A 22,400-nucleotide genomic window follows, 5' to 3' on the forward strand; every position below is an offset into this window, starting at 1 on the left:
AGCGACCTTGCTCTTTATTTACTTTAGCAATAAAGGCTTTTAGTTCATCAAGTTGCGGTTCGATACCTTGCTCATTATGCCACTCAAACCACTCTTTAACATCAGACACAACGTAATGATGAACTTTCAAACAAAGTTCATCATTTTTTAGCCATACATCGGGGGAGCGTGTTGGGGAAAATTTATACCAAGAGCAGTAAGTGTAGCCATGGTTTTTTAAGTTTGCTTCAATGTAAAAACTCAACACAATCGACGAAATAAAGTATAAAACTATGCCAGCTAATGTTGACTTTATCATCAGCAAAAATGTTTTTTCATTTTTATAATTAAAGATCTTTTGAATTATCCCAATCATCATTAATACTGGGAATGGTAATAAAAAGAAAGCAGGAGCCTGAATACTAACCTCACTTACATAATAACCACCTTTATCAAAAAACACATGCTCATTCATTCCTTTATTTGCCCCATAAAGCAATAAAATCGCAATACAAGTCATAAATATCAAGCCAAACAGTAGCCAACATTTAGTAGTAAAATTAAGATCAGAAAACTTTTCATCTGATCTCTCCCATTTAAAAAATGGCATGAAATTCCTTTTCTGATATCTAATTACATTCGTTTATTTTAGCGACCTTGCTCTTTATTTTTTTTAGCAATAAAGGCTTTTAGCTCATCAAGTTGAGGTTCAATACCTTGTTCATTATGCCACTCAAACCACTCTTCAACATCTGACACAACATAATGGTGAACTTTCAAACATAGCTCACTATTTTTTAGCCATACATCGGGGGAGCGTGTCGGGGAATACTTATACCAAGAGCAGTAAGTGTAACCATGGTTTTTTAAGTTTGCTTCGATATAGAAACTCAACACAATCGACGAAATAAAGTATAAAACTAAGCCAGCTAATGTTGACTTTATCATCAGCAAAAATGTTTTTTCATTTTTATAATTAAAGATCTTCTGAACACCTGCAATTATCATAAAAAGCGGGAGCGGCAATATGAAAAAGCCAGGAGCTTGTAACCCTACTTCACTTATATAGTAATGATCTTTATCAAAAAACACATGCTCATTTAATCCTTTATATGACGCATACGTGATTAATAAAGTAATAAAGCTTAAAAAAATAATCGTTATAAATATTAAAAACTTAGCTTTAACCTCAAGATCAGAAAACTTTTCATCTGATCTCTCCCACTTTAAAAACGGCATGAAGTTCCTTTTCTGATATCTAATTATATTCGTTTAGTTTAGCGACCTTGCTCTTTATTTTTTTTAGAAATAAAGGCTTTTAGTTCATCAAGTTGAGGTTCAATACCTTGTTCATTATGCCACTCAAACCACTCTTCAACATCTAACACAACATAATGATGAACTTTCAAACAAAGTTCACTATTTTTTAGCCATACATCGGGGGAGCGTGTTGGGGAAAATTTATACCAAGAGCAGTAAGTGTAGCCATGGTTCTTCAAACTAGCTTCGACATAAAAGCTACTAACAACCATTAGAAAGAAACATATAGGAATTGCAAAAACCATTATTCTAATCATAAAAAAGAACGTTTTTTCATTTTTATAATTACATACTTTTTGTACTCCGGATAACAACATTAGAAGGGGGAATGGGGACAGGAGAATAGCTGGTACTAATATACCTGATTCACTGATATAGTAACTTTCGTCATCAAAAAATAAATTTTGTGATATCCCTATATATGATACGTATAATGAAAGAGCGCTAAGTATAGAAAAAAAGATAATACCAACGCATATCCCAAGCCTGTTTTTCAAATCAAGATCAGAAAATTTTTCTCTAGATTTTTTCCATTTAAAAAGTGGCATGACATTCCTTTTCTGATGTCTAATAATATTCGTTTAGCTTAGCGACCTTGCTTTTTATTTGCTTTAGCAATAAAGGCTTTTAGCTCATCAAGTTGAGGTTCAATACCTTGTTCATTATGCCATTCAAACCACTCTTCAACATCTAACACAACGTAATGATGAACTTTCAAACAAAGTTCACTATTTTTTAGCCATACATCGGGTGAGCGTGTTGGTGAATACTTATACCAAGAGCAGTAAGTGTAGCCATGGTTTTTTAAGTTTGCTTCGATATAAAAGCTACAAATAATTGAAAAAACCACATACAAGGGAACACCATAGAGTAATGATTTTACTAGATGTTTAGCAGTTTTATCATTTTCTTTCCCTAACAACTTTTGAACACCGCCCATAATAGCAATAATAGGAAATGGTACTAAAAAAACAGCTGGAGCTAGGTAACCAACCTCACTAATGTAATATAGCTTATCATTAATAATTAAATGATTTTTCACACCTACGTAAGTACCATACATGTACACAAAAGCCAAAAGCAGCAATAATATAAATGTTAGACATATAATCACTTTCTTATTGAATTCAAAATCTGAAAAATTTCCTTTAGATTCTTTATCTCTAAAAAACAGCATGAAGTTCCTTTTTAAATAGAATTATATTCTTGTATTTTAGCGACCTTGCTCTTTATTTACTTTAGCAATAAAGGCTTTTAGTTCATCAAGTTGGGGGTCAATACCTTGTTCATTATGCCACTCAAACCACTCTTCAACATCTAACACAACGTAATGATGAACTTTCAAACAAAGTTCACTATTCTTTAGCCATACATCAGGTGAGCGTGTTGGCGAATACTTATACCATGAACAATAAGTGTAACCATGGTTTTTTAAATTTGCTTCAATATAGAAGCTGCATATAATTGAAAAAATAAAGTACAAAGGAATAGCTACAAACATAACTTTAACTGCTAATAAAAAAGTTCTTTCATTCTTGTAATTTATTAACTTCTGAAGTCCTGCAACAGTTATAAGCAGTGGAAATGGAACAAAAAGAATTAATGGGGCAACATATCCATACTCATAAATATAATAATGATTTGTATTAATAAATATATAATCAACAAAACCTGTATAAGCTGCATGAACAAAAACAAAAGTAAATGCAATAAATAAGACCACCCCAAAATATACCGTTAACCTTCTGCTAAACTCAAGGTCAGAGAATTTTTCTCTAGATTTTTCCCACTTCAAAAACAGCATGAAGTTCCTTTTCTGATATCTAATTATATTCGTTTACTTTAACGACCTTGCTCTTTATTTGTTTTAGCAATAAAGGCTTTTAGTTCATCAAGTTGAGGTTCAATACCTTGTTCATTATGCCACTCAAACCATTCTTCAATATCTGACACAACATAGTGATGAACTTTCAAACAAAGCTCACTATTTTTCAGCCATACATCAGGGGAGCGTGTCGGGGAAAATTTATACCACGAACAGTAAGTGTAACCATGGTTTTTTAAATTTGCTTCAATGTAAAAGCTACAGATAATGGAAAAAATAAAATATAGAGGAATAGCAAAACACATTGATTTCAGCATAAGAATACTTGTTTTATCATTCTTATAATCTAATGCTTTTTGGATTCCTGCTATAATAATAAAAAGTGGAAATGGAATAAAAAATATCAAAGGTGCCGCATAGCCAAACTCACTAATATAAAACAAACTGTCATCAATAAGTATATGATTAACTAAACCATAATATGACCCATATATGTAACCCCAGCCCATACCAAGAAAAAAAATAAAGGCTAAAAAAAATATTATTTTATTTTTAAGTTTGAGGTCAGAAAACCTCTCTTCTGACTTTTCCCACTTCAATAACGACATGAGCCACCTTTGATATTTAGTTTTGGTACACCAAACAAACAGTAAAAGTAGTTTGACAGGCCATCACAATGAACCTCCTCCAAAACAGGCTTTTTAGGTGTAAGTTTTATAATTCCTTCCGCGATTTTAACCTCTATAACTCTAAGTTCTTCGGCCAAATACCTTACTAAGTTATCAATTTCATTTTTAAATATCATCGACAAAATGGTAAATCCAGTTCCTACTGCGACAACTATAATTAAAGGGATAGAAGCTGAAGTTATGACTATCGCACCTAAAAAATATTTTGCTAAGGTAGTTATCAGTAATGTTGTAGCTATTGTCGCCCCCACAACTGCCATATCAACAGCAACACCTGCAACGAAGTCATGCCATGTTGTTTCATCCCTCAAAACAAGATCCAATGCATGAAAAGAGACGGAGACGATCAAAGTAACAATAAACCCACCCTTCATTGACTTTGCCGCTTCTAACCTGCCCACACCAACTGTAAATAACTTTGGATTACTTGCTAAGTATCGGGTCCCTGTTAAGTGTTCACGAATACGTGGGTATGAGTCTATAATTATGGCTGGCGAGCCGTTATACACTTTGATTTTAAACTTGCCGAACACATTTCCCTGCTGTTTAAGTGCTGCAGCTAGTACAGTAAGCGATCTTACATCATCAAACAAAGGATATAAGCCTACACCGAACTTTAAATCACCTTTAATTCTTTCCCATTTATTAGATACAGAGTTATATTCTTTTAACTGCTCATCAATCCAATCAACAGCTTGTGCACGAGAATATCCCTGTTTCATTTTTACGGAAATAATGTAGTCAACAAACTCCGCTGAGTTCATGATTAACATTGTATGATTATTACTGGCCGAGTATGTTTTGAATTTGTTGTTGACGCTGCCTTTGAGCAATTGCGCGACGAGCATGTGCAGACATAGTAATTTCCTTATCAATTGACTAATTCCATTCGTCTCTATTTTAAACACTAAAGAAGTTAATTCAATGTCTGGTTAATCAGAAATGTCTGTAATTAACGCTTATCTCAAATAATAAAAGCCGCAAATTGCGGCTTTTAAAGTAAAAGATTAACAGCTATTAGTTATTGAGTTCAGCCGTTTTTAGCTCGTCTTCAATATCGCTTATTTCATCAATAAAGGTTTCGAGCTGTTGCTCTACAAGGCTATTAGCATGGGCAAAGTAAGCTAAATGAAACACTGCATCCCCTTCGTTTACAAGTGGCATCGTTTGCTGGCCAATAACAATACCACTGCGGGGTGCCAGTAGCTCAAGCTCAGCATCACCTAATGGACTACTGATATAAGCGAGCACTTGCCCTTTCATCACTCGCTCACCAAGGGATACTTGCGCACGGACAATACCATCCACTTCGGCACGTATCCAGCTCGTCGAGCTTGCAATCACTGGCTCAGGAAGCTTTTTAGCACGCTTGCCACGCACCATTTTTAAATGGCGCATAACATAATCAACCCCTTGCACGCCTGCGGCAATGGCAATTGGGTCAAAGCGCAGTGCCTCTCCCGCTTCATAAGTGATAACAGGAATGCCTAAATTGGCCGCTTCACTACGCAATGAGCCATTACGCAGTGAGGCGTCAATCACTGCCGGCGTACCAAATGCTTTAGCCATAGCTGCAGTCTCGGGGTCACTTAAGTTGGCTCTGATCTGTGGCAAGTTAGTACGATGGATTGCGCCAGTATGTAAATCAATAATATGCGTACAATGCACTGCTACTTGAGTAAAAAACGCATTCGCCATACGCCCTGCTAACGAGCCTCGTGTTGAACCAGGAAAACTACGATTCATATCACGGCGGTCAGGTAAGTAACGCGACTTATGGATAAAGCCAAATACATTCACAATCGGTACAGCGATAATGGTTCCACGCAATTGCTCTGGGTCGATTTTAGCAAGTAACTGTCTTACAACTTCAACCCCGTTTAACTCGTCACCATGAATTGCAGCACACACCATTAGCACAGGCCCTTGCTGCACTCCATTTACAACTTCAATCGGAATATTCAACGGTGAGTGGGTATAAAGCTTTGCAGCCTCAATCGAAAACGCTTTGCGTTCTCCAACCCCAACAGTATCACCCAAAATTGAAAACGGTGTATTTTTCTTAACCTTTGCCACGCACTGTTCCTTTTAATGGAGCGCTTACATGATTTATGGGTAAAGGCCTAGCCTTTACCACGCGTTGCTGTTCTTTTTGATGCCGCTGTTTTTTCAATAAACTCGACAATCATGCCAGCAATGTCTTTACCTGTTGCAACTTCAATGCCTTCAAGGCCTGGTGACGAGTTTACTTCCATCACCAATGGACCACGTGCAGAGCGAAGTAAATCAACACCCGCTACATTCAATCCCATTGCTTTAGCTGCTGCAACGGCTGTTTTTCTTTCTTCTGGGGTAATACGCACTAGTGTCGCGCTACCACCACGGTGTAGATTAGAACGGAATTCACCTTCTTGCGCCTGACGTTTCATCGCCGCAATCACTTTATCGCCTAATACAAAACAGCGAATGTCCGCACCGCCCGCTTCTTTTATGTACTCTTGCACCATGATATTGGCTTTTAAACCCATAAACGCTTCGATTACACTTTCTGCCGCTTTACGTGTTTCAGCTAATACCACGCCGATACCTTGTGTACCTTCAAGTAACTTGATTACAACAGGCGTACCACCTACCATGCTTAGTAAGTCTTTTACATCATCAGGTTTACTCGCAAACCCAGTGACTGGCATGCCTACGCCTTTACGTGACAATAGTTGTAATGAACGTAACTTATCTCGTGAGCGAGTGATTGCGACTGATTCATTTACAGGGAATACACCCATCATTTCAAATTGGCGTAATACTGCACAGCCATAAAAAGTCACTGATGAGCCAATACGCGGGACAATTGCATCAAAATCTTTTAAATTTTCACCACGGTAATGTATTTCAGGTTGCTCTGAATTGATGTTCATATAACAACGTAGTGCATCAATCACTTTTACTTCATGACCACGCTGCTCAGCAGCTTCAATCAAGCGACGTGTTGAATATAAATTTTGGTTGCGTGATAAAATACCAAGTTTCATAGTTAAAAACCTTAACTGATAAACTCATACACGTAAAAACGTGTGATAAGTCCTTTTCTATAATAAATGAGATAAAGCCGGATCAACGACTATGCGGTTTTCCATTGCTGTACGCCCTAACAACATTCTAAACTTCATTGTTGAACGGTTACTTAAAGTCACCCTTACAGGCCAGCTTTGGTTTCCTGCGACTAATTTTGTTTCGATAAAGTAGCGAAGTTCGCGCTGACCACTTGAGCTGGTCACATACTTACGCTCAACAACTTTTGCGCGGCACTCTACTATTGTTTCTTCATCGTCTTGTAAAGGGTGGGTTGAAAATTTCACCCAGTTCTCACCATTTTCTGAAAACTCTTCAACATCAAAAGCATGAATACACGAAGTACGCGCACCAGTGTCCACTTTCGCTTTGATCTTATCAATTCCCAGTTCAGGTAAGCTCAACCATTCGCGCCAGCCAACAATAATTTTTGCAGTCATTAATGTGCCCTCTATAAAAAAGTGTCTTATACGCTACAGAGCTAGAAACACCAACGAAATATATTTATCCCCTCGATAAATCGATTTAATTGACGTAGGCTAAACTATAATCAATTATACCCAAGCCACCTCAAGGTGCGAGTTTCAGTTGGAATTAAAAGCGATTTAGGCAAGGCATTGATTGCAAACAATAGTGGTTCTATGGTTAAAATCAATAACGCAGTATAAATCGCTTTTAAACCAACCCTTTGGGCGCTTCACAGGCACTTACTCTCATCGTTGTTACTTCCTAAAAGGGACTGCCATTCTTGCAAAGTAACGCCTTGATATTAAGCACCTGTGAAACGCTGAATTCTGCATCTTGAGGTGGCTTGGGTATATAGCACTATTTGTAAAACGAGAGTTCAATATGATCAATGGGTTACTTCATGTCTTAATTTTAGACGAGCAAGGCGGTGCGCGTGCTATTGACAATAGTACTGAGCTGCAAAATTGGCAACCCGAACACGGAAAACTTTGGGTTCATATGGATTATAGTCAGCCTGAGGCGATTCAGTGGCTTGAAAGCAGTAATCTATTAACTGATTACGAATTAGCATCATTAACAGCAGATGAGACACGCCCGCGCCTGACTAAAGTAACCAATGGCACTATGCTGTTTTTGCGTGGCGTTAATCTAAATCCTGCGCAAAGCCCTGAAGACATGGTGTCTTTACGTTTATTCATTAATGAAAACATCATAGTGACAACTCGCAAACGTCGTTTGCTCTCTGTACAAGATGTTGTTGCGTCATTTAATGATAGTAACGGCCCCTGTTCAATCTCTGAATTAGTGTGTGATTTGGCACAAAATTTAACATCACGCATGCAAGGTGTGATTGATAGTCTTGATGACACGTTAGATATTTTTGAAGATGAAATTGACGAACCAAATAAAGGCTTTGATAACCAAGCGTTAGCGCAAATGCGTCGCCAAACCATTGCTCTAAAACGCTATTTAAGGCCACAAAAAGAAGCCCTTATCACTTTATTAAACAATAAGTACAAGTGGTTAGATGAAGATGATAAAGCACGTTTAAACGAAACAACCAACATGTTAATTCGCTTTTTAGAAGAGCTAGACAGCTCAATTGAGCGCGCGCAAATCATTCAACAAACCATTGCTAATCAAGTGTCTGAGCAACTTAATCAACGTATGTATGTGATGTCGGTTGTCGCGGCACTTTTCTTGCCACTGGGCTTTTTAACAGGCTTATTAGGTGTGAATGTTGGCGGTATACCAGGTACTGAAAACCCCTATGCATTCAGCGTATTTTTAATATTTTTAGTCGTGCTTACTGTCGGTATTGGCATTTACTTTAAAAATAAAAAGTGGCTCTAACTAAGGTTAAACAACAACTACTGAAGTAATTAAATCAAGGCGAACGTTATGTTCGCCTTTTGCAGTTGTAATAATTAAGTGTTCACCATCGGGGTATATTATTTTCAAATTTACTGCTTTGCCCTGAAGCTGCTCACCAGAATCTAATGTGATCAACAACTCAGCGTTTTGCATACACCAAAGCTCATATTGATCGTAGTCAGCACAAGGTATTGGCACAACACCTCTCCTTCAATAATTTAATATTTTACGTAACCCACTAGCATGGAACTAACTAATCAATGGGATGTTCTCTGCATTAATGAGAAATTTTCAACTTAGTAGCAACATACCATAAACGCTAGTTTAGTTCAGTAATCAATCAAAAGTTCAAATAATAATCACTGTTTTAATGCATGAGCATTATTGACAAAAAATTAACCACATGCTTATTTATAATACAATATTATTAAAATAACAGAAGGAATAAACCCTTTTTACACGGGAAAACAACAATAATCTTTATGGAGAAAAGGTGAACACACATGAAATGTAAGCAATTAAAAAAGACAACATTTACATTATCTGCAATTAGCTTAGCAATATCATTTTCAGTTACATCCGCGCAACAACCTGCTGACAACACAGGTGATGAAATTGAAGTAATCGAGGTAAGTGGTATTCGCGGTAGCTTGCAACGCTCAGTATCAATGAAAAGAGAGTCATTGCAAATTGTTGACTCTATTTCAGCAGAAGACATAGGGCAATTTCCTGATACAAACTTAGCTGAATCTCTGCAACGGATTTCTGGTGTTGCAATTGATCGCAGTGGTGGTGAAGGACAGTCAGTCACCGTCCGGGGTTTTGGGCCTGAATTTAATACTGTTTTACTCAATGGCAGACGAATGGCATCTGACACAGGTGCACGTTCCTTTAATTTTGATGTATTACCCGCTGAGCTGGTTTCCGCCGTTGATGTTTATAAATCACAACCGGCTAAATTAGATGAAGGCGGTATTGGCTCAACAATCGTTATGCATACACCTAAACCACTCTCATTTGATGGTTTTAAGGCAGTCGCATCTGTAAAGGGTCTTTATGAAGACCTATCTGGCGAGTTTACACCGCAATTATTCGGTATGATAACTGACACATTTGCTGACAATACATTGGGCGCTTTAGTCTCGCTCACTCATCAAAAACGCAAAAACCAAATCAACCGAATCCTCACTGATGGCTATATGGTACTAAACCGTGATGATATGACAAATATCTCTGAACAGTTAGCACAGCAAGGTTATAGCCAAAATGATCAGTTCTTTTTCCCACAAAATTTGAACGTTAGCCCTGTATCTGAAGAGCGAGAAAGAACAACAATAAATACAGCGCTTCAATATGCACCAAATAGTAATTTGACCTTTACTTTAGATGGCTTGTACAGTGACTTTGAAGTGTATGCAGATACAACAAATGTGGGCTTATTCTTTACACCCTCTCTGATTTCGGATGCCACCTTCGATAAAAATGGCGTTGCCACATCGGTCACAGAAAATCGAAATCCAGATGCAACGCGGGCTACGTTAAGTAGGCCATCAGAATTATATGCTCTTGGATTTAATGCCGACTGGTGGATCAATGATAATTTAAATATCGCATTTGACTCATCTTGGTCAAGAGCAGAATCTGGTGGCGCAGATAACACCAATGTGAGTGTTGTAGGCATCGCAATTGAAGACGAAAACTTCTCAACAATTAATTACGATGAAAATGGTTTCCCAGCTTTAAGTGGCATAGCTGATGATGCTTTAACTGACCCAAGTTTAGCTCGCGCACATTTTAACTTACTTGGTACTGGCGGTGGCCCTTTTGGAGGTGGTCAAGACTTTGAAGATGAAATCACTCAACATAAGCTCGATGTAAAATGGACACCTTACTTTGGTCATTTATCAGAGGTCTCCTTTGGTGCGCAATATTCCAAACAAAAACAATCAGTAACAATTCGTTTATCACATCCAGAAGTACTTTGTGCTTACTGCGGCTTCAGTGTTGATATGCCCGATTCACTGTTTTCACAAACAGGCATAGGTAATGATTATTTAGGGGGAATTGGTGGGCTCCCCTCGCGTTGGCTTTCGTTCAATATTGCTGATGCAATCGAATACTTAGAATCGCCTGAAGCAATGACCGCTAACGACACTGCCAATAACCTACCTACGGGTACAACTGCTGCATTATTTGCAAACACGAACGGTTTTGATATTGCGACTAGACCTGATTCATCACAAGTTGAAGAAGACATACTCTCGACGTATTTAAACTTTGCATTTGAAGGTGATTGGGCTGACAAAACATGGAATTGGAACATTGGAGCTCGCTACGTTCGAACAGAGACCACAGCTATTGGCGTTTCTCAACTACTCGAAGATCTCACACTCTCCGCGGCTGACTTATACACGCCAGTATTAACAGGAGAAACCCGCGTTTCACAAACCAATAAGTATAACTACGTTCTACCTTCAACTGATTTTCGTATTAATTTAACTGACGAAATTATTGCTCGCGCATCTGCATCAAAAACTCTTACAAGGCCTCCTCTTAGCGCTCTTTCACCAAGAACTACCATTGGCTCCACTCGCCCCGGTAATCTATCTGCCTCTAGTGGCAACCCTGATCTAAAACCGTTTATTTCTGACAATATTGATGTGTCTTTAGAGTGGTATTTCAGCGAAAGTAGTTACCTGACAGCTGGTTACTTCAGAAAAGATGTGAAAAACTTTTTAGTCAGTACCGTCGAAAATCGTCCATTCCCAATAATAGATTCAGAGAACCTCTTTGAAGGCGATCCTATTTTTGAAGTGAGTTTAGTCGATAACGTCGAAAAAGCCGCAGTAGACGGTCTCGAACTATCAGCACAATACAGCTTTGATACCCTACTAGGATTTTGGAGTGGCTTTGGTGTTACCGCTAACGCGACCCTTGTTGATAGTAATGCTGAGCTTAATGTTGAAAATACGTCACAAACATTTGCACTAGTTGGCTTAGGGAATACTTATAACTTGATCGGCTTTTATGATAAAGGGGGATTCCAAGCACGTATTGCCTGGAATCGTCGCGATCGCTTTTTACAAACTGCTCGCGGTTTTGGTGGAGAGCCGACTTATGTTTCTGAATATGATCAAGTTGATATTAGGTTTAGTTATGACCTAAGTCAGTCTGTGCAAATCTTCTTAGAAGGAATCAACATCACGGATGAAAAAACCAAAAAAGTAGGCCGTTACGATAATGAGATACTTCTTTATGAAGAAACAGGCCCTCGCTATACCTTAGGCGTTAGCGCTACTTTTTAATCACCTCAAGTGGCACTAAGCGGCCACTTTGCATTAACGATTCAGAGGAATCTATCATGAGTAAAATAATCGCTTGTTTAACATTAGTTTTTACGAGTTTACATGCTTTAGCATCATTACCGATTTCATTAACAAGCCCTGATAACAAACTAAAACTGACAGTTAAACAAAAACAAGGCGCTCCCTATTACAGCGTTACGTATAACAATATTCTTTTTTTAGAAGACTCTCCACTTGGCCTTGATTCTTCAATAGGTAACTTTACAGATAACTTAAAGTTCCTTGCTCACGAAACACGCCAAATTGAAGAGCGCTATGAAATGAATAATGCAAAAATTAGTAAGGTGCATTATCAAGCCAATAAGCTCATCACACATTTTAAAAATAATGAAAATGACGAGATTGCTATTGAGTTTAATGTCTCTAATAACAACATCGCCTTTCGCTATACATTAAAAGCAAATCAGCAGGCAACACGGGTCAAAGTTTTGAGTGAAGCAACAGGGTTTAACCTACCTGACGATGCAACAACATTTATCACACCACAAGCCCTACCTGAAACAGGCTGGATGCAAACAAAACCTAGTTATGAGGAACCTTATACATTCAATGAACCTGTTGGTATCAAATCATCAAATGGCGTAGGTTATACCTTTCCAGCCTTATTTAAGAATACCAATAAAGGTTGGTTACTAATCTCTGAAACTGGAGTCGATAGCCACTATGTGGGTTCAAAACTAAGTGAGGGAACAAAAGATGGCCTTTATACCGTATCTTTTCCACAACAAGGAGAGAATAACGGAATTGGGGAAACCTATGCGGCAATGGCTCTACCTGCAGCAACACCATGGCGCACAATTACATTAGGAAAGTCCTTAAAACCAATCGTTGAAACAACGATTAGTTATGACGTTGTTCAACCTCGTTATCACGCAACTCAAGACTACAAAATGGGACGTGCAACTTGGAGCTGGATCGTCTGGCAAGATGAAAGCATAAACTTTAAGGACCAGGTAAAGTTTATAGATTTAGCAAGCGAATTAGGCTTTGAATATGTACTCGTAGATAATTGGTGGGATCAACGTATTGGCCGAGAGAAAATTGCAGAATTAGTCAATTATGCAAATACTAAAAATATCGGCATCATTCTTTGGTATAACTCAAATGGATGGTGGAATGACGCACCACAAACACCGCAAAACAAAATGAATACAGCACCCGCTAGACAAAATGAAATGGCTTGGTTACAAGACATCGGTGTTAAAGGACTCAAAGTTGACTTTTTTGGTGGTGACAAACAAGAAACGATTAAGTTATACGAAGACATATTCACAGATGCTAATCAATACGGCCTAATAATTACAGTCCATGGAAGCACATTGCCTCGAGGATGGGAACGCATGTATCCAAATTTTGTCACCTCTGAAGCCGTTTTAGCATCTGAAAACCTTGTATTTCACCAAAATTCTTTGGATCAACATGCATACAATGCAACCATTTTACCCTTTACTCGTAACACCGTTGCAGCCATGGATTTCGCACCCGTATTCTTAAATAAGCACTTATCACGTGATAATTCATCAGGCACAAAACGCAGCACCACAGATACGTTTGAGCTGGCTACTGGCGTGCTTTACCAGTCTCCTGTTCAACACTTCGGAATAACGCCTAATAACTTAGATGAACAACCCGAGTATGTGATTGAAGTATTGAAGAAAATGCCCACGGTCTGGGATGATACCCAATATATCAGTGGTGAACCCGGAACACATGCTGTACTTGCTAGAAAAAAAGGAGATAGTTGGTATATCACTGCTGTTAATGGCGAAAAGAAATCTAAAGATCTAACCATTAGCCTTCCTATGCTCAGTGGTAAGTCAGCAACCTTACTCTTTGATAATAAAGATGGCAGTACAGGAAAAAAGCCAGTCAAAATACCTCTGTCGGGGAAAGTGACACTGTCCTTACTTTCCGAAGGGGGGGCGTTGCTTATAAGTGAATAAAAAGTACGAAGTATGTTTAAAGGAAGCCAAAGCTCACGGTTGGCTCCCTTTATATTTATAAACCGAGTTCACCTATAAATCTAGCCTACTATTTGACTTAGATAGCCAAATTTAAAGAGCTGATTCGTAATGAAAACGCTAGTTTAAAATGCTTATCACCTATTAAAGTTAATCAACTCGAAAACTAATCGTTACAATATTATACGTGCTATCAACCTGATTACCGGCAACGACAGCCTTTCCTTCAACAGGGTAATCACTGGAAATAATGTAGGTTCCTTTCTCTTTATTGGTAACAGTTAATTGCCCTTTTTTATCGGTTGTTATTTTTAATTGCTGGCTAGGTGTTTGCACTAATACAGCATGATCAGCAACAGGATTATTTTTATAAACAAGTGTAAAGGTGCTCCCGTTTGCTTTGCTTGGCACGAACTCAAGCTCTTGTTTAGCTTTGGTATCTTGACGGCCAGCCTTAGCAAAAAGCTTAGCCGCTTGGAGCTTATCCGCCTCTTGTTCTGAGGTTTTCTCCATTTTCCAAGGTTTCCATAAATCATCTATGAAAGCTCTTACATCACCTTGCTCTTTTACCTCAGCTAACCAATAGTTTTGGTGTTGAGTAAGCGCTAAAGTCGACTGACTATCATTAACAAATACCTGTGCATTTTCTAGCCCTGCAATACTATCGCCAGATTCAGGTTCACCAGGCTCTCCTAAATACAGTTTTATATCATCGCCTTTTGCAGACTTTACCAACCAAACTTCATGTGCATTTGCAAAACTACTGCCGATAAGTGCAGTAATAAAAAGTAAATTCTTTAAGCTGTTCATTAAGTTTCCTTTTAAGCTTTAATGGTGTGTCTATCAACATAAAACGCAGTTTGAAATCAACAGTACAAGAGAAACTAAGTACACTTGCGTATAGCTATGCTGAAACAACCTTAACAATAATGATTATCAATTAAATTTGCAATTAAAAAGGAAATTTAAAGTATTTTAAGTAACAGACTTAAACGCAGGAACATAAAATACAAATAAGTTTAATGAATTACTTATAAGGGATGATGTTTGAACAGGCTTAAATATGCAGCTTTACTATCATAAGTAAGTAGCTTTATGGAGGAATCATAAGTTTAAAAAGGAAATAAATAGCAGAGCAAATGGCGCTCTCGGCAGGGATCGAACCTGCAACTTAGCCTCCGGAGGGCCACGTGATATCCATTTCACCACGAGAGCACATTTGTCGTCATCAATACTGACTCGCGATATCAGTATGACAACTCGGCAATGATAATGGCATCTTGCCTTAAATGCTAGCATCTAAAGCCCTATATGCTTATAAATTCAGCAAATTGCATTAAAACACTTCACATTCGGGCAGAACCACGGTATTAACGTATACTTAATAAATTAAATAACAAATGGCACTCATTGCCGTGTAAGGGGAATTTGAATATGAGTTTAATGTCTACAGAGCAAGTTGCTGAATTTTTAGGTGTAAAAGTCGAACGTGTTAAACGACTTGCTCGCGAGCATTTACTAATCTCGAAATCACAAGATGACAAAGGTGAGCCTTTATTTGAACCAGAAGATGTAAAAAAGTATAAAGAACTCGCCGAGCGAATTGGCGGCCTTTAATTTTTTACTTCCTTAATAAAGTGGTTAAGCTGTGTAAGCAGTGGCGCCACTTTATCCATTGCACCGCGTTGTTCATACCAACAAATACACAATAGTAAAAATACAGCATGAAACGCAGCGAGCTTTTCAAGCGATAAGTTGAATTCACGGTGTTCGCACACAAGTGATTGGTAGTTTTTAAGTAACTGCAGTTGCTGCGAATCATTGAGTCCAAAACTCACCACCAGCGCAGCCAAGTCAAAATAAACATCATTACTTTTGGCATATTCAAAGTCGATTAAAAACATGCCCGATTCGTTCACTATGATATTTTCTTTTACCAAATCGTTATGGCAAAAGCCCATATCTTTTGGCGCAGCAGCAATGTACGCGAGCGATTGTCCAATTAAATTCGCATGCTGCTGATACCGTGTAGTTTGCCGGTAGTAGTTAATTTCATAGGCAATATCCATAGGCTCGGTTAGCACTGGGTAGCGATGCAAATTAACTAAGTCAGGTAATAAACTGCTACAAAACTCACCGCTTGCTATGCTACCCGCCACGTAGTCAAAAATGGCAGTATCAGTTGCCTGCTCTAACCAAAGCGGTGTTGGGCAGCAACTTTGTTTAGCAAAATGCGCTTGCGCAGCTAGCCCTATCGCCGGCCAGTGGTCGCGATAATGCTTAACTAAGAAAGCCTTGGTTGATGTTTTTACTAGGTAGTTATCATTGCTTAATCCCTCAACCAACGGGCTAATTGAGGTAATCGTTAAGCTAGAGTTAAAGCGCGTAAATAGCGCATGAATTTGTTGCTCTGTTTTCATTATAGCTGTGCAAGTGGCTTAGCTTGATGTTGCTCGTATTCTTCGTACCAAGTTTTAAAGCCCCACGCTGCCATAACCGTATAAAAAACAAATAAAACGAGTGTTGGGTAATACCCTTTTTCAAAGTACAAGTACATCGATGCAGCATCAATCACAATCCAGTATAACCAATTTTCGAGCACCTTTTTAGCAACTAAATAAGTCGTAACAACAGCAAAACAGGTTGTAAAACTATCAAGGTAGGCAAAATCTGCATGGGTATAATTAGCCATTACAAAGCCAATAATCACTGAAATTAATGAGGTTAAAAGCAAGATAACAGCATGTCTTTTTAACGACCATGAAATAATCGGTAGATGATCTTTATTATTCATCCCTCGACGCCAGACCACCCATCCATATACCGCCATATACATATAATAAAAATTAAGTAGCGACTCCATCAAAAGTGCGCCATTCCAATACATTACGGTATAAATAAAGGTACTTATAAAAGCGGCAGGCCAGCACCACAGGCTTTCTTTAATCGCAAGTAGTAAATACGCCATTGACAGTGCAACTGCAATATATTCCCAAAGAGACATCGCAGTAAATCCTGCAAACGTGTCTGTCAAAAAATCCATGCTTTACTGTAACCTTGTGGTATTAATCATCGCTAGGCGATAAATCGCCATGTAAAAACTTACACACAAAAATAGCTTTACCAAACTCTTCATAAGAACGTTTGATTTCAGTATTCAATACAGACATCACTAAATCATAATCACCGAAAATCTGGGTAGACAAGGTATTGGTGATTACTTTAAGCCCTTCATAACTGTTTATACGGTCAATAAAACCTTTGATAAATGGAATGTAGTCTTGATGTAGTGGGTACTTACTGATCTCTACTGAAAGTTTCATTATGATTTACCGAGTCTTTGAAAAGTATGGCATTGTAACCCGCTTATACTAACAAGTCATGGCTATGGCTATTTTTTAGTGTAAAATCAGCCCCGATAAACTTTGAGGATTCATTATGGCACGCCGCATCACTTACAAATTTAAAAACCAACCTCGCGAAATCAATTTTGCTAAAGATAAATACCGCGATATGTACCATGCGATTGCAGCGGCTGAAGGTATTGATTTAACAAGTTATTTAAAAATGGAGCAGCAAGTCGAAATGACTTCAAAAGGCTCCTCAGCAGTGCGTAACTTTCGTGATCAAGAGTTTGCACGAATGGGGTTTAGCGACGTGTATTTCATTAAAGAGTAACTACAAGGTTACTCTTGATACTCGTAGCTTACGCGTGGGGTAATATTACACAGTAACTCATAAGGAATGGTTGTCGCGCATTGGGCTATTTCTTCAACGGGAAGCTCAGGCCCCCACATGATCACTTCATCACCCACTTGGATGTTGTCAAGGTTATCACCAATATCAACCGTGATCATATCCATCGCCACACTGCCAACAATACCGTAGCGTTGTGATTTAATAACGACCGGTGTGCCCTGCTCTGCGTGTCGTGGATAACCATCACCATACCCCATCGCGACCACAGCAAGCTTGGTTGGTTTATCGCTGTGCCAACGACCGCCATAACCAACACACTGATTCGCGTCAACATCACGAATCGCAATAACACGGGTTTTTAAACGCATCACAGGTTCTAAGCCATGTTGTTGACCAATACTATTTAGCATAGGCGACACCCCATACAGCATCAGCCCAGGTCGAACCCAGTCACCATGTCCGTTAGGCCATGCGATAATGCCTGCGGAGTTTGCCAAGCAGTGGCGCTGACCTTTTCCTGCAACCAAGCCATCAAACAAAGCAATCTGCTGCGCAGTTTTATCATCGTTAATATCATCAGCACATGAAAAATGAGTCATCAACTTAATGTTATTGTGCGCATTTTTACTGGCTTTTAGGCGGCTATAAAACCCTTCAAACTGTGACGGTGAAATACCTAAACGATGCATACCGGTATTCACTTTTAACCAACATGCAATAGGCGCATCTAACTGTGCTTCTTCAAGCACTTTTAGCTGATTTTCATCATGAATAATGGTTTGAAAGTTATTCGCTAAAAGAATGGGTAAATCATCTTTATGAAAAAAGCCTTCAAGCAACACTATAGGTTTTGTCAATCCACCGGCACGAAGCGCTAGCGCTTCGTCAATACGTGCAACCGCAAATGCATCCGCATCATTTAAGTATTGGGCGATTTTAACTAAGCCATGACCATAAGCATTCGCTTTTAATACAGCCATTACTTTGCAATCAGGTGCAAAGCGCTTCACCTGTGCTAAATTGTGAGCAAGCGCTTTTAGGTTAATTTCAGCAATGGCTAAACGCATTAATATTCATCATCCATTGCAGGACCCGCATAATTATCAAAACGCGAGAATTGACCTTGGAAGGTTAAACGTACTTTACCGATCGGGCCGTTACGTTGCTTACCTATGATGATTTCGGCCACGCCTTTTTCTGTACTGTCTTCGTTATATACTTCATCACGGTAAATAAACATGATTAAGTCGGCATCCTGCTCGATTGAGCCCGATTCACGTAAGTCGGAGTTGATTGGGCGTTTATCGGCACGTTGCTCTAGGGTACGGTTAAGCTGCGATAGTGCAATAACCGGACATTGCAGTTCTTTTGCCAGTGCTTTTAGTGAACGTGAGATTTCAGCAATCTCTAAGGTACGGTTATCCGACAAGCTTGGCACACGCATTAACTGCAAGTAATCGACCATGATCATACTAATACCGCCATGGTCTCGAGCAATACGGCGCGCACGCGAGCGCACATCCGTTGGAGTTAGGCCCGATGCATCATCAACATACATCTTACCTTTTTCCATTAACAAGCCCATGGTTGACGACAGACGCGCCCAATCGTCGTCATCAAGCTGACCAGTACGAACCTTAGTTTGATTAATTCGGCCTAACGATGCCAGCATCCTCATCATGATTTGCTCTGACGGCATCTCTAGTGAGTAAATAAGTACTGGCTTATCTTGTGTCATTGCAGCGTGTTCCGCTAAGTTCATCGCAAAGGTGGTTTTACCCATCGATGGACGTGCCGCCACGATAATAAGGTCTGAAGGCTGCATACCCGCCGTCATTTTATCTAGATCGGCATACCCTGTACTAACACCCGTTACACCATCTTGCGGCGACTGGTAAAGCTCTTCAATCTTATCAACGGTTTTTTCTAGAATGCTGTGTAAGCTCTGTGGGCCTTCAGTGCTTTTTGTACGCTGCTCGGCAATTTTGAATACTTTACTTTCAGCGAAGTCGAGTAGGTCATGGCTGGTACGCCCTTCTGGGCTAAAACCGGCTTCGGCAATTTCGTTTGCAACACCAATCATTTCACGGATAACAGCACGCTCACGCACGATATTCGCGTAGGCATCAATGTTTGCCGCACTTGGTGTGTTCTTCGCTATTTCAGCAAGGTAGGCGAAACCACCTATACTGCTTAACTGATTGTTTTTTTCTAAATTTTCAGAAATAGTGATTAAGTCAATCGGATCACCACCTTCAGCAAGGCTCACCATAGCTTCAAAAATCAGCTTATGGGTGCGGGTATAAAAATCCTGTGCAACCACTAACTCAGCAACACGGTCAAACGCTTGATTATCAAGCATTAAACCACCTAAAACAGATTGCTCAGCTTCTATTGAATGGGGAGGGACTTTTAAGGTATCGACTTGCTTATCTGGTTTGGCCATAACATCACAAAACTAAAATTGAATGGCTCTATTCTATCGACTTGCAAAGGCTGTGCAAATAGTAAAGCGGGAAAACTTCCCGCTTTATTGTAATTGAGTGAACTGTAATCGTTATTTCTGTTTACGAAGTTCAATACGCCCGCTAATGGTATCCATTTCGATATCAGCATCCCCACCGTTAATACTAAATTCTAAGTCGCTAGATGGGCCGTATTTCGCTTTAGTCGCTTTGTCATCACTGAGCTCATTTACAATTTTACCGTTAGCATGCGCTTCAATTTCAAACTTTGCCGATACATCAGTTGGGAAGTAAAACTCGGCGTCACCACTGACTGATTCAAAACGAATATTAGCATCTTCAAGCAGCTTATTGATGTGAACTTCTGCTTCACCATTTACGGTATTAATACGCAGCTTTTTAATTGCATCAAAAGCAAAGTCAATATCACCATTTACGTTTTCAAGACGCACATCTTGCGCTTTGGTTTTTGACTTAATGTCGCCATTCACCGCGGTAAAGCGTAAAGCACCTTGCGAGTTTTTATCGTTAATTTCGCCATTGACGGTTTCAAAGCGAATATCTCCGTTCAGGTCATGAGCATTTACATCCCCATTGACCGTTTCAAAGCTCATGTTGCCACTTATATTGTGCACTGTAATATCGCCATTGACGGTATCGATCTCAGCGCCCGCTTCAAGCTCTTTGGCACTGACCGTTACATTCACCCCAGCAAACTCAAGCTCACTGCTTTTTGGCATGTAAATAGTTAAACGAGAGCCATCGCCGCTATTCCAACCACTTAAGTTACGCGGCATTTTTACGATAAATTCAACACGGCTGCCTTCAACCTCTAAACGATAACCTTGTGCTTTATCGTCGAGCTCACCTTCGATTTTAAGTTGTGGTTTATCCCACCCTTCAATGCGCACATCACCACGTTGGTTTTCAATAAAAATACGTTTATTTGCAGGGACATCAATTTGTTCATTAATGGTTTGTCCTGCCATTGCCATCAGTGGCAGTAATCCTAATGTTAAGACTAGTAATTTCATAATTGTTACTCCTAAATCGTTTGCCACTTAGGTGCATGCACCTTGTTAATTAAATCTAATTGTTGCTGATAAACCTGCGATAGCATTTGTAATAAAGCAGGGTTTTCTGGTTCATTCTCGAGAGCCTGCTTGATGGCACTCTCAGCTTCTTCTAACTCTTTTAACTGTTGCTGCCAGTTATCTGTTAATGCAGGTTGGTTTTGATACTGCACTAATAAACCTTGCTTTTGCTTAGTAAAATAATTGCTCATTGCCATCATGCTGTTTGACTCACCGTGTTGGCCTACAAAAAGCTGCACAGTTAAAAGTGCTGCAATACAACAAGCGGCAACAGCAGCGAGCTTATTCCAGCCATGCGTTGGCTTATCTGATTGCTGCGTTTGCGGCCTTGCAATTGCTCGCTCAATACCCTGCCAGAGATCTTTTTCTGGACCAATATCTTGCTTTTGATTAAGCGAGTCATTTAAAAATTGTTCAAATTCTGGCTTACTCATTTTCATACCACTCTTTTAATAACTGCCTTGCACGGTGAAATTGCGATTTACTTGAACCGACTGCCATATCAAGCATGCTTGCTATTTCTTCATGGCGATAGCCTTCAATAGCATGGAGCACAAAAACCATACGTGCTCGCTCAGGTAGTCTCAGCACTAATTTGTCGAGACCATTAAAACCGTCGCAATCAGCTGCACTTTGCTCATCCATACCGCTTTGCTCAAAACTCACTACTTTCTGAAACCAGCTTTTGTGTTTGCGAATGTAGCTAATCGCAATATTACTGGTGACACTGTGTAACCATGTTGAAAACTGTGAACGCCCATCAAAGTTCGCTATTTTGTGCCATAACTGCACAAACACTTCTTGTGTTGCATCTTCGGCGTGCTCTTTATCTGCAAGTAATCGCAAACAAAGGCTATAAACCCGCTTCACATGCAACTCATAAAGTGTTGCATAAGCACCTTGATCACCGCTTTTAACGCGTTCAATTAAGGCATGCTCACTTTGCTGGACGAACGCTTGTTCTGCATCTATCAACATCCTGGATGTCGTCCTTTATGATTATTATTGTGAATTTAGTGTATTAGACGTAAGGGGAGATTCAAAAGGTTTAAATGAAATTAAATTTTTTTAACGTGTCAGGGCAACTAGTTG

Annotated in this window: 25 protein-coding genes and 1 tRNA gene; 5 read left to right on the top strand and 21 right to left on the bottom strand. The window is 39.2% G+C overall.

Translation table 11 applies throughout. The features are described 5' to 3' along the window. The 10 genes from NYF15_RS17450 to NYF15_RS17495 form a co-directional block, all read right to left on the bottom strand. The coding region (locus tag NYF15_RS17450) for a DUF1240 domain-containing protein (protein ID WP_371354255.1) at positions 1 to 589 on the bottom strand (589 nt) is incomplete at its 3' end. A 38-nt stretch (positions 590 to 627) separates the two neighbouring features. Further along, a complete protein-coding gene (locus tag NYF15_RS17455; RefSeq protein ID WP_371354256.1) occupies positions 628 to 1,218 on the bottom strand; it encodes a DUF1240 domain-containing protein in 591 nt (196 codons plus the stop codon). Between the two features lie 38 nt (positions 1,219 to 1,256). Next, a complete protein-coding gene (locus NYF15_RS17460) occupies positions 1,257 to 1,847 on the bottom strand; it encodes a hypothetical protein (RefSeq protein WP_371354257.1) in 591 nt (196 codons plus the stop codon). 38 nt (positions 1,848 to 1,885) lie between these two features. Next, positions 1,886 to 2,476, bottom strand: a complete 591-nt coding sequence (locus NYF15_RS17465; protein WP_371354258.1) for a DUF1240 domain-containing protein — start codon at positions 2,474 to 2,476, stop codon at positions 1,886 to 1,888. Positions 2,477 to 2,512: 36 nt separating this feature from the next. Further along, on the bottom strand, positions 2,513 to 3,103 hold the full coding sequence (locus NYF15_RS17470) for a DUF1240 domain-containing protein (RefSeq protein ID WP_371354259.1): 591 nt from the start codon (positions 3,101 to 3,103) through the stop codon (positions 2,513 to 2,515). Between the two features lie 38 nt (positions 3,104 to 3,141). Further along, positions 3,142 to 3,732, bottom strand: a complete 591-nt coding sequence (locus NYF15_RS17475; RefSeq protein ID WP_371354260.1) for a DUF1240 domain-containing protein — start codon at positions 3,730 to 3,732, stop codon at positions 3,142 to 3,144. Then, positions 3,720 to 4,577, bottom strand: coding sequence for a hypothetical protein (locus tag NYF15_RS17480; protein ID WP_371354261.1), 858 nt, complete (start codon positions 4,575 to 4,577; stop codon positions 3,720 to 3,722). The genes NYF15_RS17475 and NYF15_RS17480 overlap by 13 nt, the downstream gene beginning before the upstream one ends. 253 nt (positions 4,578 to 4,830) lie before the next feature. Beyond that, the gene (locus NYF15_RS17485; RefSeq protein ID WP_062567364.1) at positions 4,831 to 5,889 is read right to left on the bottom strand and encodes a succinylglutamate desuccinylase/aspartoacylase family protein; all 1,059 of its coding nucleotides are present in this window, start codon (positions 5,887 to 5,889) and stop codon (positions 4,831 to 4,833) included. Between the two features lie 47 nt (positions 5,890 to 5,936). Continuing rightward, positions 5,937 to 6,842: a 30S ribosomal protein S6--L-glutamate ligase gene (rimK, locus tag NYF15_RS17490; protein WP_062567363.1), complete on the bottom strand. Its 906-nt coding sequence runs from the start codon at positions 6,840 to 6,842 to the stop codon at positions 5,937 to 5,939. A 57-nt stretch (positions 6,843 to 6,899) separates the two neighbouring features. After that, the gene (locus tag NYF15_RS17495) at positions 6,900 to 7,322 is read right to left on the bottom strand and encodes an ATP-dependent zinc protease (protein ID WP_062567362.1); all 423 of its coding nucleotides are present in this window, start codon (positions 7,320 to 7,322) and stop codon (positions 6,900 to 6,902) included. A gap of 409 nt (positions 7,323 to 7,731) precedes the next feature. Between NYF15_RS17495 and zntB the strand changes: the two genes are divergently transcribed. Beyond that, positions 7,732 to 8,703: a zinc transporter ZntB gene (gene zntB / locus NYF15_RS17500; protein WP_062567361.1), complete on the top strand. Its 972-nt coding sequence runs from the start codon at positions 7,732 to 7,734 to the stop codon at positions 8,701 to 8,703. 6 nt (positions 8,704 to 8,709) lie between these two features. On the opposite strand, the gene NYF15_RS17505 is transcribed toward zntB, so the two are convergent. Continuing rightward, on the bottom strand, positions 8,710 to 8,922 hold the full coding sequence (locus tag NYF15_RS17505) for a Rho-binding antiterminator (RefSeq protein WP_371354262.1): 213 nt from the start codon (positions 8,920 to 8,922) through the stop codon (positions 8,710 to 8,712). Between the two features lie 305 nt (positions 8,923 to 9,227). On the opposite strand from NYF15_RS17505, the gene NYF15_RS17510 reads away from it, so the two are divergent. Together NYF15_RS17510 and NYF15_RS17515 are read left to right on the top strand one after the other, a co-directional pair. After that, complete coding sequence (locus NYF15_RS17510) at positions 9,228 to 12,029, top strand: TonB-dependent receptor (protein ID WP_371354263.1); 2,802 nt, start codon at positions 9,228 to 9,230, stop codon at positions 12,027 to 12,029. A gap of 56 nt (positions 12,030 to 12,085) precedes the next feature. Continuing rightward, complete coding sequence (locus NYF15_RS17515; protein ID WP_371354264.1) at positions 12,086 to 14,032, top strand: glycoside hydrolase family 97 catalytic domain-containing protein; 1,947 nt, start codon at positions 12,086 to 12,088, stop codon at positions 14,030 to 14,032. Between the two features lie 168 nt (positions 14,033 to 14,200). Here the strand turns inward: NYF15_RS17515 and NYF15_RS17520 are convergent, their stop codons facing one another. After that, complete coding sequence (locus tag NYF15_RS17520) at positions 14,201 to 14,860, bottom strand: hypothetical protein (protein WP_371354265.1); 660 nt, start codon at positions 14,858 to 14,860, stop codon at positions 14,201 to 14,203. Positions 14,861 to 15,190: 330 nt separating this feature from the next. Further along, positions 15,191 to 15,265 (bottom strand) — tRNA-Arg (locus NYF15_RS17525). Positions 15,266 to 15,484: 219 nt separating this feature from the next. Here NYF15_RS17525 and NYF15_RS17530 point away from each other — a divergent pair. Then, on the top strand, positions 15,485 to 15,667 hold the full coding sequence (locus tag NYF15_RS17530) for a hypothetical protein (protein ID WP_062567358.1): 183 nt from the start codon (positions 15,485 to 15,487) through the stop codon (positions 15,665 to 15,667). Here the strand turns inward: NYF15_RS17530 and NYF15_RS17535 are convergent. Genes NYF15_RS17535 through NYF15_RS17545 form a run of 3 tightly spaced genes read right to left on the bottom strand, consistent with a single transcriptional unit; the run spans position 15,664 to position 17,373 of the window. Beyond that, entirely contained in the window at positions 15,664 to 16,470 is an 807-nt protein-coding gene (locus NYF15_RS17535) for a phosphotransferase family protein (protein WP_371354266.1), read from the bottom strand. The genes NYF15_RS17530 and NYF15_RS17535 overlap by 4 nt on opposite strands. Next, positions 16,470 to 17,093 carry a nicotinamide riboside transporter PnuC gene (gene pnuC / locus NYF15_RS17540; RefSeq protein ID WP_062567356.1) on the bottom strand — a complete coding sequence of 208 codons (624 nt, stop codon included), beginning with the start codon at positions 17,091 to 17,093 and terminating at the stop codon, positions 16,470 to 16,472. The genes NYF15_RS17535 and pnuC overlap by 1 nt, the downstream gene beginning before the upstream one ends. Before the next feature lie 22 nt (positions 17,094 to 17,115). Then, positions 17,116 to 17,373: a YkoF family thiamine/hydroxymethylpyrimidine-binding protein gene (locus tag NYF15_RS17545; RefSeq protein ID WP_371354267.1), complete on the bottom strand. Its 258-nt coding sequence runs from the start codon at positions 17,371 to 17,373 to the stop codon at positions 17,116 to 17,118. A 115-nt stretch (positions 17,374 to 17,488) separates the two neighbouring features. Here NYF15_RS17545 and NYF15_RS17550 point away from each other — a divergent pair, with 115 nt between their 5' ends. Next, positions 17,489 to 17,728 carry a DUF2960 domain-containing protein gene (locus tag NYF15_RS17550; RefSeq protein WP_130151710.1) on the top strand — a complete coding sequence of 80 codons (240 nt, stop codon included), beginning with the start codon at positions 17,489 to 17,491 and terminating at the stop codon, positions 17,726 to 17,728. Positions 17,729 to 17,736: 8 nt separating this feature from the next. On the opposite strand, the gene alr is transcribed toward NYF15_RS17550, so the two are convergent. The 5 genes from alr to NYF15_RS17575 form a co-directional block, all read right to left on the bottom strand. Continuing rightward, complete coding sequence (gene alr, locus NYF15_RS17555; RefSeq protein WP_371354268.1) at positions 17,737 to 18,816, bottom strand: alanine racemase; 1,080 nt, start codon at positions 18,814 to 18,816, stop codon at positions 17,737 to 17,739. Continuing rightward, complete coding sequence (gene dnaB / locus NYF15_RS17560; protein ID WP_062567352.1) at positions 18,816 to 20,195, bottom strand: replicative DNA helicase; 1,380 nt, start codon at positions 20,193 to 20,195, stop codon at positions 18,816 to 18,818. Before dnaB ends, alr begins: the two co-directional genes overlap by 1 nt. Before the next feature lie 111 nt (positions 20,196 to 20,306). Further along, positions 20,307 to 21,248 (bottom strand): DUF4097 family beta strand repeat-containing protein, encoded by a 942-nt coding sequence (locus tag NYF15_RS17565; protein WP_130151708.1) that lies wholly within the window; start codon positions 21,246 to 21,248, stop codon positions 20,307 to 20,309. Positions 21,249 to 21,259: 11 nt separating this feature from the next. Further along, complete coding sequence (locus tag NYF15_RS17570; RefSeq protein WP_205989574.1) at positions 21,260 to 21,748, bottom strand: hypothetical protein; 489 nt, start codon at positions 21,746 to 21,748, stop codon at positions 21,260 to 21,262. After that, positions 21,735 to 22,286 carry an RNA polymerase sigma factor gene (locus NYF15_RS17575; RefSeq protein ID WP_062567350.1) on the bottom strand — a complete coding sequence of 184 codons (552 nt, stop codon included), beginning with the start codon at positions 22,284 to 22,286 and terminating at the stop codon, positions 21,735 to 21,737. The genes NYF15_RS17570 and NYF15_RS17575 overlap by 14 nt, the downstream gene beginning before the upstream one ends. Positions 22,287 to 22,400 lie beyond the last annotated feature (114 nt).

Origin of the sequence: Pseudoalteromonas sp. 68 DY56-GL68, assembly GCF_041414825.1 — a bacterium.
In the GTDB taxonomy this organism is placed as follows: domain Bacteria; phylum Pseudomonadota; class Gammaproteobacteria; order Enterobacterales; family Alteromonadaceae; genus Pseudoalteromonas.

Coding starts and splice junctions, on each gene's coding strand:
- NYF15_RS17545 (WP_371354267.1), bottom strand. CDS start 17,373: ATGAAACTTTCAGTAGAGATCAGTAAGTACCCACTACATCAAGACTAC.
- NYF15_RS17455 (WP_371354256.1), bottom strand. CDS start 1,218: ATGCCGTTTTTAAAGTGGGAGAGATCAGATGAAAAGTTTTCTGATCTT.
- NYF15_RS17465 (WP_371354258.1), bottom strand. CDS start 2,476: ATGCTGTTTTTTAGAGATAAAGAATCTAAAGGAAATTTTTCAGATTTT.
- rimK (WP_062567363.1), bottom strand. CDS start 6,842: ATGAAACTTGGTATTTTATCACGCAACCAAAATTTATATTCAACACGT.
- NYF15_RS17570 (WP_205989574.1), bottom strand. CDS start 21,748: ATGAAAATGAGTAAGCCAGAATTTGAACAATTTTTAAATGACTCGCTT.
- alr (WP_371354268.1), bottom strand. CDS start 18,816: ATGCGTTTAGCCATTGCTGAAATTAACCTAAAAGCGCTTGCTCACAAT.
- NYF15_RS17480 (WP_371354261.1), bottom strand. CDS start 4,577: ATGAACTCAGCGGAGTTTGTTGACTACATTATTTCCGTAAAAATGAAA.
- NYF15_RS17575 (WP_062567350.1), bottom strand. CDS start 22,286: ATGTTGATAGATGCAGAACAAGCGTTCGTCCAGCAAAGTGAGCATGCC.
- NYF15_RS17565 (WP_130151708.1), bottom strand. CDS start 21,248: ATGAAATTACTAGTCTTAACATTAGGATTACTGCCACTGATGGCAATG.
- NYF15_RS17495 (WP_062567362.1), bottom strand. CDS start 7,322: ATGACTGCAAAAATTATTGTTGGCTGGCGCGAATGGTTGAGCTTACCT.
- NYF15_RS17515 (WP_371354264.1), top strand. CDS start 12,086: ATGAGTAAAATAATCGCTTGTTTAACATTAGTTTTTACGAGTTTACAT.
- NYF15_RS17530 (WP_062567358.1), top strand. CDS start 15,485: ATGAGTTTAATGTCTACAGAGCAAGTTGCTGAATTTTTAGGTGTAAAA.
- NYF15_RS17470 (WP_371354259.1), bottom strand. CDS start 3,103: ATGCTGTTTTTGAAGTGGGAAAAATCTAGAGAAAAATTCTCTGACCTT.
- NYF15_RS17475 (WP_371354260.1), bottom strand. CDS start 3,732: ATGTCGTTATTGAAGTGGGAAAAGTCAGAAGAGAGGTTTTCTGACCTC.
- zntB (WP_062567361.1), top strand. CDS start 7,732: ATGATCAATGGGTTACTTCATGTCTTAATTTTAGACGAGCAAGGCGGT.
- dnaB (WP_062567352.1), bottom strand. CDS start 20,195: ATGGCCAAACCAGATAAGCAAGTCGATACCTTAAAAGTCCCTCCCCAT.
- NYF15_RS17460 (WP_371354257.1), bottom strand. CDS start 1,847: ATGCCACTTTTTAAATGGAAAAAATCTAGAGAAAAATTTTCTGATCTT.
- pnuC (WP_062567356.1), bottom strand. CDS start 17,093: ATGGATTTTTTGACAGACACGTTTGCAGGATTTACTGCGATGTCTCTT.
- NYF15_RS17520 (WP_371354265.1), bottom strand. CDS start 14,860: ATGAACAGCTTAAAGAATTTACTTTTTATTACTGCACTTATCGGCAGT.
- NYF15_RS17550 (WP_130151710.1), top strand. CDS start 17,489: ATGGCACGCCGCATCACTTACAAATTTAAAAACCAACCTCGCGAAATC.
- NYF15_RS17535 (WP_371354266.1), bottom strand. CDS start 16,470: ATGAAAACAGAGCAACAAATTCATGCGCTATTTACGCGCTTTAACTCT.
- NYF15_RS17510 (WP_371354263.1), top strand. CDS start 9,228: ATGAAATGTAAGCAATTAAAAAAGACAACATTTACATTATCTGCAATT.